The sequence below is a fragment of the Serratia ficaria genome (assembly GCF_900187015.1).
Classification (GTDB): Bacteria; Pseudomonadota; Gammaproteobacteria; order Enterobacterales; family Enterobacteriaceae; genus Serratia; species Serratia ficaria.
The window spans coordinates 1,206,211-1,219,193 of the sequence record NZ_LT906479.1 but is presented as its reverse complement, the minus strand read 5'-3'; the positions used below and the strand labels follow the sequence as shown (position 1 = coordinate 1,219,193).

Below are 12,983 nucleotides of genomic sequence, written 5' to 3'. Positions count from 1 at the left end.
AATCAGCTTACTCACATAGTGTTATCAACACCGAAATTAAGTCTTACGGAGGGGATGATATGGATGAGTATTCGCCTAAGCGGCATGATATTGCTCAACTCAAATTCTTGTGCGAAAATTTGTATGATGAAGGCATCGCAACCCTGGGAGACAGCCACCACGGTTGGGTGAACGATCCAACGTCTTCCGTCAACCTCCAGCTTAATGAGTTGATTGAACATATTGCTTCGTTTGTGATGAGTTATAAAATTAAATACATGGACGAATCAGATCTGTCGGAGTTAGTCGAAGAATATCTCGACGATACCTATACGTTGTTTAGCAGCTACGGTATCAATGACTCCGACCTTCGCCGCTGGCAAAAAACCAAGGCGAGATTATTCAGAATGTTCTCAGGAGAGGACATCTGTACGACAATGAAAACTTAGGGGATAATTATTCCCCAACTTATTTTACGGTTTATAAGATTAAAGGCCATCATGACAAAAATCGACTATCTGATGCGTTTACGTAAATGCACCACGATTGACACGCTTGAACGTGTTATTGAGAAAAATAAGTATGAACTTTCCGATGATGAGCTGGAGCTGTTTTACTCCGCCGCCGATCACCGCCTGGCAGAGCTCACCATGAACAAACTGTACGATAAAATCCCCACCGCCGTTTGGAAGTATGTACGTTAATCCGGGCAGCAACGCGTTGAGCCGATGCTTTTGTCGGCTTCAATGCCAGCGTTAATTTAGTCTTTATCCTATTGACTTGTTAAGCTTTCATCTTCCGCTGGAAATCCTGCAATAATAACTGGAAACAATCCTCTATTAATGGCGAGCGACTTTGGGTTGCGCTGCGCATTAATGCAATAGTGCGGCTAAGTAAGGGTTGCTGCAGGTGAACGACGGTTAATTCATCATCCTGAAGATGCGTCGTATAAAGCTGAGGCAAAATAGCCACGGCTAAATTTGAACGCACTAATCCATATAACGTCTCAAGAAAGTCCACCTGGTAAGACGCCGTTAAATTCAGGCGATGGCTTTCCGCCAGCGCCGACACCAACCGGCTGATATTCCCCTTGGAAAAAACGGCGATATTACGCCGAGCAAGCTGCCGCCAGGGTAAATGATGCGATTCCGCCAGAGGATCGTCGCGCCGCATAATCACCACGAAAGGATCTTCCTGCAGCGGATGAATTTCCAACGAATCCGGCACCGAGCTGTCGAGCGCGCCAAAGCCAAAATCAATCAGGCCGTTCTCCAGCTGTAACAGCAGCGAGTCGTTGGTCTGATCGTGAAATTCGATGCGCAGCCGGGGAAAATGCGCCGCCAGCCGCTGCGGCACCGCAGGAAAAAGCAGGCTGCCGACCGAAGGCACCAGCCCGATGCGCAAGGTGCCGTCACCGCCCGCCAGCATGATGCGCTGCATATCGTCAAACGCGCCCTGCGCCACGTTCAGCAGGCGTTCGGCATGCGGCAAAATCGCCGCCCCCAGCTCGGTCAGCGTCACCGCCGAGGCGGTGCGGTTCACCAGCTTGCCCCCCAGCACCGATTCGATCTGCCGCAGCGCGCTGCTCAGCGCCGGCTGGCTGATCGCCAAACGGTTGGCGGTATCGGTAAAATGCCGCAGTTGCGCCAGCGTCACGAAATATTGGATCTGTTTCAGAGAGAGCGCGGGCAGCCGGCGCCAGGGTTCGGACATATCAGCCTTCCGTCAGCTGTCGGGGAAACGTTTGCCACAGCATAAACGTTTCTTATCACGCAATAAATTAAATCATCTGGGCAAAGCCCGGCCTCCCGCCTAGAGTAACTTCCCTGTCATTATGCAGGTAAATACCATGACCCCTTATTCCCTCAGCGCCGGCGAACGCCAGCGCGCCGTGCAGGCCGCCCTGGGCCAAACGCCTTACGACCTGTTACTGACCAACGCGGCAGTGATCGACATGGCGACCGGTGAAATTCGCCCGGCGGACGTCGGCATCGTCGGCTCGCTGATTGCCAGCGTTCATCCCTGCGGCACTGCGGCAGAGGCCGCGGAAACGCAAGATCTGGCCGGCGCCTACCTCAGCCCCGGCTTGATCGACACCCACGTGCACCTGGAGAGCTCGCATTTGCCGCCGGAGCGCTACGCCGAGATCGTGGTCGCCCAGGGCACCACCACCGTCTTCTGGGATCCGCATGAGCTGGCCAACGTGCTCGGCGTCGCCGGCGTGCGTTACGCCATCGACGCCAGCCGCGGCCTGCCGCTGCGGGTCATCTGCGCCGTGCCGTCCAGCGTGCCCTCCACGCCCGGCCTGGAGATGTCCGGCGCCGACTTCGGCGGCCAGGAAATGGCCACCATGCTGGCCTGGCCGGAAGTGGCCGGCGTCGCCGAAGTGATGGACATGCACGGCGTACTCAACGGCAGCGAACGCATGCTGGAAATTCTCAACGCCGGCCTCGACAGCGGCAAGCTGATCGAAGGCCACGCCCGCGGGCTCAGCAGCGCCCAGCTGCAGGCTTACCTGGCGGCCGGCGTCACCTCGGATCACGAATTGACTTCCGCAGCCGATGCGCTGGAGAAGCTGCGCGCCGGCCTGACGCTTGAGATCCGCGGCTCCCATCCTTACCTGTTGCCGGAGATTGTTGCGGCGCTGCTGACGCTGCCGCATCTGTCTTCGCAAATCACCCTGTGCACCGACGACGTGCCGCCGGACATCCTGTTGGAGAAAGGCGGCGTCATCGCCCTGCTCAACCTGCTGATTGAGCAGGGTCTACCGGCGACCGATGCGCTGCGGATGGCGACGCTCAATGCCGCAATCCGCCTGCAACGCAACGATTTGGGGCTGGTTGCCGCCGGGCGCACCGCCGATCTGGTGGTGTTCGATTCGCTGTCTCGGCTTCAGGCACGGGCGGTCTACGTGGCGGGAAAACTGACGGCGCGACGCCATAAATTGCTGGCGCCGCTCGGCGCCAATCCGGCAGTGAAGGCGCCGCGCGATACGCTGCGCTTGCCGCCGCTGGCCGCCGCAGACTTCGCGCCGAAGGTGCCGGGCATTCGCCACGGCCAGGCCAGGCTGCGCAATATCAAAGGCGCGCGCTTCACCCAATGGAGCGAAGTCACGGTCGAGGTGCGCGAAGGTGAAGTGCAGGTCCCGCCGGGTTTCAGCCTGATCTGGGTACAGCACCGCCATGGCCGCCATCCGGCCAAGCCACAGCTGGCGTTGCTGGAAGGCTGGGGAGAACTGCGCGGCGCCATCGCCACCAGTTATTCGCATGACTCGCACAATTTGGTGGTGCTGGGGCGCGATGCCGCCGATATGGCGCTGGCCGCCAATGCCCTGATCGCCAGCGGCGGCGGCATGGCTCTCAGCCAACGCGGCGCGCTGCTGGCGCAGGTGGCGATGCCGATCGCCGGCATGCTGTCCGACCTGCCCGCCGCTGAACTGGCGCAGCAATTTAAAAACCTGCGTGAACTCAGCGCGCAGGTTGCCGACTGGGAACCGCCCTACCGCGTTTTCAAGGCGATAGAGGGCACCTGCCTGGCATGCAACGCCGGGCCGCACCTGACCGATCTCGGCCTGACCGACGGCGCGACGCGCCAGATTGTCGAGCCGCTGATCGCCTGCTGGGAAACGCCGGCACAACCATAATCATAAGACTGCACGGGGAGATGCCGACGAAATGGCGGATAATTCAGTAAATGCTCCAACAGCGGGGAGCTGGCTGCAGCGGCGTTTTCAACTGCGCGCGCGGCAAAGCAGTGTCAGAACCGAATGCCTGGCCGGGGTAACCGGCTTTCTGGCCGCCGCTTATCTGCTGGTGGTTATTCCCGGCCTGCTGGCGGTAGGCGGCATGGACAAGGGCGCGGCGACCACCGGCACCATTCTGGTGTTTGTGGTCGGCACGCTGCTGATGGCGTTTTACGGCAACCTGCCGTTCATCGTCGGGCCCGGCATCGGCGGTTCGGTGCTGGTCGGGGTGACGCTGGCGGGCAGCGAGGGCGTCAGCTGGCAAATTGGTCTTGGCATCGCCTGCTGGTCCGGCATTTTGTTCTTTGCGCTGACCCGGCTCGGGCTGCGCGAGGTGGTGACCCGCTCGGTGCCGCAGTCGATCAAGCTGGGGCTGACCGCGTCGATCGGGCTGTTCGTGGCGATGCTCGGCTTCCGCAACGCCGGCCTGGTGCTGGCCAACGCCAGGTCGAACGCGCTGATGCTGGGGGACTTCACCGCCCCCGGCGCGCTGATCGCCCTGTGCGGCCTGTTCCTGGCGATCGCGCTGCAGGCCCGGCGCATACCGGGCGCTATCCTGTGGGCAATTCTGTTCGCCACGCTGGTCGGCATTCCGTTCGGCGTTACCCGCCTGCCGGACAGCCCGATCGCGATGCCGCATTCGCTGGCGCCGGTGCTCGGCCAGGTCGATATGATCGGCGCGCTGAATATCGTCTTTTTGCCCTACCTGTTTGTGTTTTTCGCCTCGGAATTTTTCTCCACCATGGGCACCACCCTGGCGGTGGGCGGCGAAGCCGGGCTGTTGGACGAACACGGCAATATGCCGCACATCAACCGGCCCTTTATGGTGGATTCCATCGCCGCGGCGCTTGGCCCCTGGGTCGGCATTCCCGCCGCCACCGCGCTGATCGAATCTTCCGCGGCGGCCGAAGCCGGCGGCAAAACCGGCCTGACGGCGTTAGCGGCGGCGATGATGTTCCTGCTGATGCTGCTGTTTACCCCGATAGCCCTGATGATCCCGAAAGAGGCCACCGCGCCGGCGTTGATCCTGATCGGCCTGAACATGTTCAGCGGGCTGCGCAAGGTCGATTTGGCCAGCTTCACCGACGGGCTGCCGGTATTGATGATGGTGATGATCACGTTGATCGCCAACAGTTTCGGTACAGGTATCGCCGGCGGGTTGCTGTTCTATATCGTCATCAAGGCGATCGCCGGCAAATGGCGGGAAGTGCCGTTTGGGCTCTATCTGCTGGCAATACCGCTGGTCTATTACTTCGCCACGCTGGTAAGGCACTGATCGATGTGCGGCGCCGGGCATGGTGCGCCCCGATAGCCAGTGGCCGATTGACGGTTCGACAGGAAAAACGGGGGAAAAATGACGGGGCCGAAATTGGTGGAGGCCCTGCCAGCTACATCCCGGCACACACGTCACCTGCTGCGGCTGCTTCCTTCCGGATCTGACCGAGTTCACAAGTTAGTGTTGCGGGAGAACCAACAGGGCCCCCATTGACGGCTTCTGTACTTCGAAGCGGGGGGCATTATCGGCGATGGCCCGCCAAATAGCAAGCCAGCCCGGTCCAACCGCTGTTTTCTTACCCACCTCGCCTGTGGCACACTCTCTGGCTGGGGTTTTATTCGCGCAGGAAGAGAGAAATGGAACCAGAAGACGCCTCCTTCAGCCAACGCGTATTTCACGTGGTGGCCGCCATTCCTTACGGCAAAGTCACGACCTATGGCGAAGTGGCGCAGCTGGCGGGTTCGCCGCGCGCCGCGCGCCAGGTCGGCGGCGTATTGCGGCGTTTGCCCGAAGGCAGCACCCTGCCCTGGCACCGGGTGATTAATCGCCATGGGCAAATCTCGCAGCAGGGTGAAGACTTTCAGCGCCAGCGGCAGGCGCTGCTGGCGGAGGGGATCATTTTCGGGCCGCACAGCACGGTGGACCTTCAGCGGTACGGCTGGCGCGGATAAAACAAAACAGCCTTTGGCCGAAGCGCAAAGGCTGTTGATATCAGGCTCGTTCAGGAAAGCGACGTTACGGCATCGCCGTCGGCGTCGTCTGAACCGGCACGCCCTGTACCGGAACCAGCAGCAGGTCGGCACGGGTGCCGTTGCGGTTGATCACTTCCTGGATGGTATCGGTGATAAAGATCATTTGGCCATTCACCGTCACCGCCGCACTCAGAATGATGCGCGCGTTCGGCTGAATATCGGCCGGGTTATACGGCAGCACAAAGTTGAACGGCGCCTGGGTACCTTCGGTGCGCACCGCGCGCTGGGCGATGACTTTCGATGGCGCATCCGCCAGCGAGGCGTCAGAGAGGGTGACCGTCAGTACGGCATCCGGCGGCAGCGCAATGCGCTGGCGAATGTTCACCGAACCAGTCACCGCCGGCCCCTGGATCTGCGTTTGCGCCGCCGCCGGATTTCCCGCCGCCGGGGTAGGCACATCCGCACTCTTTTGGGCACAACCCGCCAGCGTGATCGTCAATGCTGCTGCTCCACCTACGATTTGCCAGAGTTTCATGGATCGGTCTCCTTTTTATTATCAACATGTTGGTGGCTTTCACCGCCTCACTCAATAAACTTAGCACAAAATACTGAGAAATCCATTTTGCTCCGCCTATTAATCACTTCCGCCGCTGATAATGCTCACTATTAAGACAATTTTAGCGCCCCTATAACGCAAGATGTTGACGTCATGCCGTGATATTCCGCACACTGCGCAAAATCATTATTAGAAAGGTAATAACTTTATGAGCCAGGCATTGCAAAACCTCCTCGATCTGCTGGATCTGGAGAAAATCGAAGAAGGGCTGTTCCGCGGCCAAAGCGAAGATCTGGGTCTGCGCCAGGTGTTCGGCGGCCAGGTCGTGGGCCAGGCGCTGTACGCCGCCAAACAAACCGTGCCGGCGGAACGCAACGTCCACTCGTTTCACAGTTACTTCCTGCGCCCGGGCGACAGCAGCAAGCCTATCGTGTATGACGTGGAAACCCTGCGCGACGGCAACAGCTTCAGCGCCCGCCGCGTCAGCGCCATCCAGCACGGCAAGCCGATCTTCTACATGACCGCCTCCTTCCAGAGCCCGGAAGCCGGTTTTGAGCACCAGAACCGCATGCCGGACGTGCCGCCGCCGGAAGGCTTGATGTCGGAATCGGAAATCGCCCAGAAGCTGGCGCATATGCTGCCGGAAAAGGTGCGCGATAAGTTTATCGGCCAAAAGCCGCTGGAAATGCGGCCGGTGAAGTTTCACAACCCGCTGAAAGGCAGCGTTGAGGAACCGCATCGCTACGTCTGGTTCCGCGCCAACGGCAGCATGCCGGAAGATCAGCACATTCATCAGTATCTGCTGGGCTACGCCTCCGATTTCAACTTCCTGCCGACGGCGCTGCAGCCGCACGGCGTCGGTTTTCTTGAGCCGGGCATGCAGGTGGCCACCATCGATCACTCGATGTGGTTCCACCGCCCGTTCCGCCTGGATGACTGGCTGCTGTACGCGGTAGAAAGCTCCTCCGCCTCCGGCGCGCGCGGCTTCGTGCGTGGCCAAATCTACAGCCGCGACGGCGTGCTGGTCGCCACCACGGTGCAGGAAGGGGTGATCCGCCAACGCGACGCTTGAGCCAATAAAAAGGGCGATGTCGCCATCGCCCTTTTTGCATCATCATTATTTTATTATTGGTTAGCGCACTGCCCTTCTTCAGGCCTTATTGGTTGTAGGCGCTCTCGCCGTGGCTGTTGACGTCCAGGCCTTCGCGCTCCTGCTCTTCCGGCACGCGCAGCCCGACGATGGCCCCGGCGACCTTGAAGGCGATAAAGGCGGCGACGCCCGACCACACCAGGGTGATCACCACGCTCAGCAACTGCACCCAAACCTGGTGGCCCATGGTCACGCCTTCCGCGTAGCCGGTGCCGCCCAGTGAAGAGGCGGTGAACACGCCGGTCAGCAGGCAGCCGACGATGCCGCACACGCCATGCACGCCGAACACGTCGCAGGTGTCGTCCACCTTCAGCCATTTCTTCAGCGTCACCACGCCCCACAGGCCGGCAATGCCGCCCACCAGGCCGATGATCAGCGCCCCGCCGACGCCGACGGTGCCGGCGGCCGGCGTTACCGCAACCAGCCCGGCGATGCAGCCGGAGCAGGCGCCCAGCAGCGAAGGCTTACCGCGCACGATCCACTCGGCGAAGGTCCAGGAGAGGATGGCGCCCGCGGTGGCAACCACGGTGTTCAGGAATGCCAACGCCGCAATGCCGTTCGCCGCGCTGGCGGAGCCGGCGTTGAAGCCGAACCAGCCGATATACAGGATCGACGCGCCGGTAAACACCATCGGCAGGTTGTGCGGTTTGAACGCTTCCTTGCCGAAACCGGCACGTTTGCCCAACAGGTACGCGCCGATCAGGCCCGCGCTGGCGGCGTTGATGTGCACCACGGTGCCGCCGGCGAAGTCCAGCGCGCCGTCGGCCGCCAGGAAACCGCCGCCCCATACCATATGCGCAATCGGCAGGTAAGAAATGGTGAACCAGATGGCCGCGAAGATCACCACCGCCGAGAAGCGGATGCGTTCGGCGAAGCCGCCCACCACCAGCGCCACGGTAATGCAGGCGAAGGAGCATTGGAACGCGACGTGGATCATCTGGTTAAAGGTGCCGGTCAGGCTGTCGATGCCGATGCCTTTCAGCATCGCCGTCTGGAAACCGCCGAAGAAGGCGTTGCCCTCGCTGAAGGCCAGGCTGTAGCCGTACAGCACCCACAGCACGCACACCAGCGCGAAGGTGACGGTGACCTGGGTCAGCATCGACAGCACGTTCTTGGAACGCAGCAAACCGCCGTAAAACAACGCGACGCCGGGCAGCGTCATAAACAGCACCAAAGCGGTGCAGATCATCATGAACGCGTTGTCAGCCTTGTCTGCGACCGCCGGAGCGGCCAGGGCCAAAGAAGGAACCATGGTTACCGTACTCAGGCCCAACATGGATAAAAGTTTTTTCATTATCAATCCATCCCCATTACTTAACTGAGCCTGTGATTACAGTGCTGCTTCGTCGGTTTCGCCGGTGCGAATACGAATGACACGTTGCAATTCGGCAACGAAAATTTTGCCATCACCGATTTTGCCGGTGTAGGCAGCTTTGCTAATGACATCAACCACTTCATCCAGCTGGTCGTCGGCAATAGCGATATCGATTTTGACTTTCGGTAAGAAGTTGACGCTGTATTCAGCCCCGCGATAGAGCTCTGCGTGCCCCTTCTGGCGACCAAAGCCTTTCACTTCGGTTACGGTCAGCCCCTGAATACCGACAGAGGATAGGGCTTCACGCACGTCCTCCAGCTTGAATGGTTTTATCACCACGGTCACCAGCTTCATATTGCCCCTCCACGAATTAAGCCCAAACTCACCCCTGGTACTGGTTCTTATAAAGCAAAGGCTATGCCACAAATGATTTTGCATGCGGATTCAGCCAATTAACGGCAAGGAGAGCGAACACCGGGCCGCCGCCTGGTCTGCGATGCGGCCCGCAGCAACTTATCGGTCAAATATTGCGCACTATTTTGGTGCGCGACGCGTCGAAAAAGTGCAGAAGAAGGGATTTGAAAAGGATCGCTGCCTGTTTATGGTGCGCGAAGGGAAAGACAGGGGCCAGATGATGGCCCCTGAGGATCAGGCGGGCTGGCTTTCTTCGCGGGTCGCCGCCGCCAGCTCTTCGCCCACCAGCTGCAGCTGGTACATTTGGTAGTAACGGCCCTGCTGCGCCAGCAGCTGCTGATGGTTGCCCTGCTCCACCGCCTGACCGCGGTGCAGCACCAGAATCGAATCGGCGTCGACGATGGTCGACAGGCGGTGAGCGATCACCACCAGCGTGGTGTGTTCGCGGATCAGGCGCAGCGCGCGCTGAATAGCCTGTTCGGTCCCCGAGTCGATATTGGCGGTGGCCTCGTCGAGGATCAGGATCTGCGGCGCCTGCACCAGCACGCGCGCCAGCGCCAGCAGCTGCTTCTGGCCGACCGACAGGTTATTGCCCTGCTCGCCCAGACGGGTGTGGATGCCCTGCGGGAAGCCGCGCACCAGCTCCGCCAGCTGCACCGTCTCCAGCGCCCGCCACACCGCCTCTTCCGCGATGTTGCGCCCCAGCGTCACGTTGGCCAGCACCGACTCGGCGATCACCACCGGATCCTGCTGCACCATCGCCACGCCCTGGCGCAGCGTGCGGTGCGACAGGCCGGACAGCGGGCGACCGTCGAGGCGCACCTCACCCTCGCTGACCGGGTAATAGCCCATCAGCAAATTGGCCAGCGTGCTCTTGCCGCTGCCGGTATGGCCGACCAGCGCCACAAAGCCGCGCGAAGGCACCGACAGCGAAATATGCTGCAGCACCTTTTTGTCCGCCCGATAGGCGAAGCTCAGGTTTTCGATGTCGATGCGGCCGCTGGCCAACGGACGATCGTCGGCGCCATAGCTTTGCTGGCTGCGATCCATCAGCTCGAAGATGCGCTCACCGGCCACCACCGCCTGCTGCAGGATCGATTGTTGCGAGGTCAGTTCGATCAGCGGTTCGTTCAGACGGCCCAGATAGTTGATAAAGGCATACAGCACGCCGACGCCGATCACCCCTTCGCCGCTGAAGCCGAACAGCATCAGCAGGCCGCACAACACCAGCGCCGAAAACAGGCTGAGCAGCGGCCGCAGCAGGAAACCGTCGAGGCGCAGGGTCTGCATGCGCGCGGTGTAATGCGAACGGCTGGCGGCGCTCATGCGTTCGCCGAAGCGGATCTGCTGGCGGAACTGCTGGATCACGCCCATGCCGTTGATCACTTCGTTGAAGCCGTCGTTGATGTCCGCCAGGTAGCTGCGCACCCGACGCACGATCGGCGTGCTGTAGTACTGATAGATGCCCATCACCACAAACACCGCCGGGAAGATGCAGATAGCCACCAGCGCCATGCGCCAGTCCAGGCTGAACATCGCCACCAGCATGGCGCCGATCAGCGCGGCGCTCTTCAGCACCGTGGAGACCACCATCACGTACAGGTCCTTGATCACCTCGGTGTCGTTGGTCACCCGCGAGATCAGCTGGCCGACCGGCTGGGTGTCGAAGGCGCTGAGCGGCTGACGCAGCGCGGCGTCCATCACGTCGGTGCGCAAACGCTGTACCACCCCCACCGCCGCCTGATTGAACAGCAGCGCCTGAAAATAGTGCAGCGCCGCCGCCAGCAGCTCCAGCAGCACGTAGGCCGCCGCCAGGCCGCCGACGATCATCAGCGGCAGTTGCCCTTTGGCGACGTAGTTGTCGATAAAATAGCTGACCAGGATCGGGCCGGCGACCTCCGCCGCCACCGCCACCCACAGCATCAAAACCGCGATGCCGAGCGGTTTGCGGTACGGCGAGCCGTAAGCCAGCAGCCGTTTCAGCGTCGGCCACAGCTTTTGCACTTTATTCATTGACTAACGCCTCCTCACCCGCTTCCGGCGCTTCATCCAGCGCCGCTTCCAGCTGCTGGTAGCGATACATGTCGCGATACCAGCCCGGCTGCGCCGCCAGCGCCGCATGCTCGCCGCGCTGGGCCACGCCGCCGTGCTGCATCACCAGTATTTCGCTGGCCTCGGTCAACGCCGACAGCCGGTGCGCGCTGATAATCACCGTGCGATTCTGCCCCCAGCTGCGCAGGTTATGCAGGATCTGGTGCTCGGTGCGGCCGTCCACCGCCGACAGCGCGTCGTCGAGGATCAGGATCTCCGCGTCCAGCAGCAGCGCGCGGGCGATGGAAATGCGCTGTTTCTGCCCGCCGGACAGCATCACGCCGCGTTCGCCCACTTCGGTTTCATAGCCCTGCGGCAGCCGCAGAATATCCTCATGCACGCTGGCCAGCCGCGCCGCCTGCTCGATCTGCTCCTGCGTCGCGCCCGGGTTGCCCAGCGCGATATTGTTCGCCACGCTGTCGGAGAACAGGAACGGCGTCTGGCTGACCACCGACAGCCGCGAACGCCAGTCGTCGAGCTTCACCTGGGTCAGCGGCAGGCCGTGATAACTGATTTGCCCTTCGTCCACGTCGAACTGGCGCTGGATAAGAGACAACAGCGTCGATTTGCCGGCGCCGGTCGGGCCGCACAGCCCCAGCATCTGCCCCGGCGCCAGCTTGAACGCCACGTCATGCAGCGCCGGATGCGAATTCTCCGGATAATGAAACGCCCGGATCTCCGCCGCCAGCACGCCGCGCCCGGCCGGCAGCGCCTGCTGGCCGTCCTGCACCGCCGGCGCCTCTTCGAGCAGGCTGCGAATGCGGCTGTATGCGGCGCTGCCGCGCTCGACGATGTTGAACATCCAGGCCAGCGCCAGCATCGGCCAGATCATCAGGCCGAGATACATCACGAAGCTGGTCAGCTGCCCCAGCGTCAGAGAGCCGTTGACCACCATCCAGCTGCCGCCGCCGATGGCCAGCAGGTTGGAGGCGCCGATGGCGATATAAATGGTCGGATCGAAGCGCGCATCCACCCGCGCCACGTGCATGTTTTTGGCGCCGGTCTGCGCCGCCACCTCGGCGAACTGATTGGACTGATGATCCTCCAGCCCGAAGGCCTTGATCATGCGGATGCTGGTCATGCTCTCCTGCGCCTGATCGTTCAGGCTGGAAAACGCCGCCTGCGCCGATTTAAAGCGCTGGTGCAGCTGGTCGCCGTAATATTTGATGGCGATCGCCATCAGCGGCATCGGGATCAGCGACAGCAGCGTCAGCTGCCAGCTGATTTGGGTGCTCATCACCACCAGCACCACCAGCCCCATCACCAGCGAATCCACCAGCGTCAGCACCCCCTCGCCGGCGGCGAACACCACCCGATCCACGTCGTTGGTGGCGCGCGCCATCAAATCGCCGGTGCGGTGGCGCAGGTAGAAAGCCGGGTTCTGCCGGCTGAGCTGGCGGTAAAAGTTCTCGCGCAGCTCGACCGCCAGCTGGTAAGACGCGCCAAACAGCAGTACCCGCCACACGTAGCGCAGCAGGTATACGACGATCGCGGTGGCGATCATCAGCCCCAGCCATGCCATCAGCACGCCGGTGGTCATCTGTTTTTCAGTAACGCCGTCCACGATGATGCCCACCAGCTTGGGCGGCAGCAGCTGCAGAATGGCGATGACGATCAGCAGCACCACCGCCCCCAGGTAGCGGCGCCACTCCCGGCGGAAATACCAGCCGATTTGAGCAAATAATCTCACGCAGTTTGTTTCCAGGATTTTATGGGAATTATCTCTTGTTCTGTCTCAACGGAGCAGGATACCACCGTTGCATCGCCA

Annotated in this window: 12 protein-coding genes and 1 other RNA gene; 6 read left to right on the top strand and 7 right to left on the bottom strand. The window is 61.2% G+C overall.

Going from position 1 to position 12,983, the window contains the following annotated elements:
* Positions 1-59: 59 nt before the first annotated feature.
* Positions 60-428 (top strand): Hha toxicity modulator TomB, encoded by a 369-nt coding sequence (gene tomB / locus CKW09_RS05710; protein ID WP_004940312.1) that lies wholly within the window; start codon positions 60-62, stop codon positions 426-428.
* A 51-nt stretch (positions 429-479) separates the two neighbouring features.
* The gene (locus CKW09_RS05705) at positions 480-683 is read left to right on the top strand and encodes an HHA domain-containing protein (protein WP_061796337.1); all 204 of its coding nucleotides are present in this window, start codon (positions 480-482) and stop codon (positions 681-683) included.
* Between the two features lie 79 nt (positions 684-762).
* On the opposite strand, the gene CKW09_RS05700 is transcribed toward CKW09_RS05705, so the two are convergent.
* A complete protein-coding gene (locus CKW09_RS05700) occupies positions 763-1,692 on the bottom strand; it encodes a LysR family transcriptional regulator (protein WP_061796335.1) in 930 nt (309 codons plus the stop codon).
* 136 nt (positions 1,693-1,828) lie between these two features.
* On the opposite strand from CKW09_RS05700, the gene CKW09_RS05695 reads away from it, so the two are divergent.
* Both CKW09_RS05695 and CKW09_RS05690 read left to right on the top strand, forming a co-directional pair.
* A complete protein-coding gene (locus CKW09_RS05695; protein ID WP_095096056.1) occupies positions 1,829-3,622 on the top strand; it encodes an adenine deaminase in 1,794 nt (597 codons plus the stop codon).
* A 31-nt stretch (positions 3,623-3,653) separates the two neighbouring features.
* Complete coding sequence (locus CKW09_RS05690) at positions 3,654-4,997, top strand: NCS2 family permease (RefSeq protein WP_095096053.1); 1,344 nt, start codon at positions 3,654-3,656, stop codon at positions 4,995-4,997.
* Positions 4,998-5,100: 103 nt separating this feature from the next.
* Here the strand turns inward: CKW09_RS05690 and ffs are convergent.
* Positions 5,101-5,197, bottom strand: an RNA gene (ffs, locus tag CKW09_RS05685) — signal recognition particle sRNA small type.
* Between the two features lie 156 nt (positions 5,198-5,353).
* On the opposite strand from ffs, the gene CKW09_RS05680 reads away from it, so the two are divergent.
* Positions 5,354-5,668 carry an MGMT family protein gene (locus CKW09_RS05680; protein ID WP_061796310.1) on the top strand — a complete coding sequence of 105 codons (315 nt, stop codon included), beginning with the start codon at positions 5,354-5,356 and terminating at the stop codon, positions 5,666-5,668.
* 64 nt (positions 5,669-5,732) lie between these two features.
* Here the strand turns inward: CKW09_RS05680 and CKW09_RS05675 are convergent, their stop codons facing one another.
* Complete coding sequence (locus tag CKW09_RS05675; protein WP_061796308.1) at positions 5,733-6,224, bottom strand: YbaY family lipoprotein; 492 nt, start codon at positions 6,222-6,224, stop codon at positions 5,733-5,735.
* Positions 6,225-6,453: 229 nt separating this feature from the next.
* Between CKW09_RS05675 and tesB the strand changes: the two genes are divergently transcribed.
* Complete coding sequence (tesB, locus tag CKW09_RS05670; RefSeq protein ID WP_061796307.1) at positions 6,454-7,317, top strand: acyl-CoA thioesterase II; 864 nt, start codon at positions 6,454-6,456, stop codon at positions 7,315-7,317.
* 85 nt (positions 7,318-7,402) lie between these two features.
* On the opposite strand, the gene amtB is transcribed toward tesB, so the two are convergent.
* The 4 genes from amtB to smdA form a co-directional block, all read right to left on the bottom strand.
* Entirely contained in the window at positions 7,403-8,689 is a 1,287-nt protein-coding gene (gene amtB / locus CKW09_RS05665; RefSeq protein ID WP_061796306.1) for an ammonium transporter AmtB, read from the bottom strand.
* 36 nt (positions 8,690-8,725) lie between these two features.
* Positions 8,726-9,064, bottom strand: a complete 339-nt coding sequence (gene glnK / locus CKW09_RS05660; RefSeq protein ID WP_004949337.1) for a P-II family nitrogen regulator — start codon at positions 9,062-9,064, stop codon at positions 8,726-8,728.
* A 294-nt stretch (positions 9,065-9,358) separates the two neighbouring features.
* Entirely contained in the window at positions 9,359-11,137 is a 1,779-nt protein-coding gene (gene smdB, locus CKW09_RS05655; RefSeq protein ID WP_095096048.1) for a multidrug efflux ABC transporter permease/ATP-binding subunit SmdB, read from the bottom strand.
* Entirely contained in the window at positions 11,130-12,905 is a 1,776-nt protein-coding gene (smdA, locus tag CKW09_RS05650) for a multidrug efflux ABC transporter permease/ATP-binding subunit SmdA (protein WP_095096045.1), read from the bottom strand. Before smdA ends, smdB begins: the two co-directional genes overlap by 8 nt.
* Between the last annotated feature and the right edge of the window lie 78 nt (positions 12,906-12,983).

Coding starts and splice junctions, on each gene's coding strand:
- smdB (WP_095096048.1), bottom strand. CDS start 11,137: ATGAATAAAGTGCAAAAGCTGTGGCCGACGCTGAAACGGCTGCTGGCT.
- glnK (WP_004949337.1), bottom strand. CDS start 9,064: ATGAAGCTGGTGACCGTGGTGATAAAACCATTCAAGCTGGAGGACGTG.
- CKW09_RS05680 (WP_061796310.1), top strand. CDS start 5,354: ATGGAACCAGAAGACGCCTCCTTCAGCCAACGCGTATTTCACGTGGTG.
- CKW09_RS05695 (WP_095096056.1), top strand. CDS start 1,829: ATGACCCCTTATTCCCTCAGCGCCGGCGAACGCCAGCGCGCCGTGCAG.
- CKW09_RS05690 (WP_095096053.1), top strand. CDS start 3,654: ATGGCGGATAATTCAGTAAATGCTCCAACAGCGGGGAGCTGGCTGCAG.
- CKW09_RS05700 (WP_061796335.1), bottom strand. CDS start 1,692: ATGTCCGAACCCTGGCGCCGGCTGCCCGCGCTCTCTCTGAAACAGATC.
- amtB (WP_061796306.1), bottom strand. CDS start 8,689: ATGAAAAAACTTTTATCCATGTTGGGCCTGAGTACGGTAACCATGGTT.
- tomB (WP_004940312.1), top strand. CDS start 60: ATGGATGAGTATTCGCCTAAGCGGCATGATATTGCTCAACTCAAATTC.
- CKW09_RS05675 (WP_061796308.1), bottom strand. CDS start 6,224: ATGAAACTCTGGCAAATCGTAGGTGGAGCAGCAGCATTGACGATCACG.
- tesB (WP_061796307.1), top strand. CDS start 6,454: ATGAGCCAGGCATTGCAAAACCTCCTCGATCTGCTGGATCTGGAGAAA.
- CKW09_RS05705 (WP_061796337.1), top strand. CDS start 480: ATGACAAAAATCGACTATCTGATGCGTTTACGTAAATGCACCACGATT.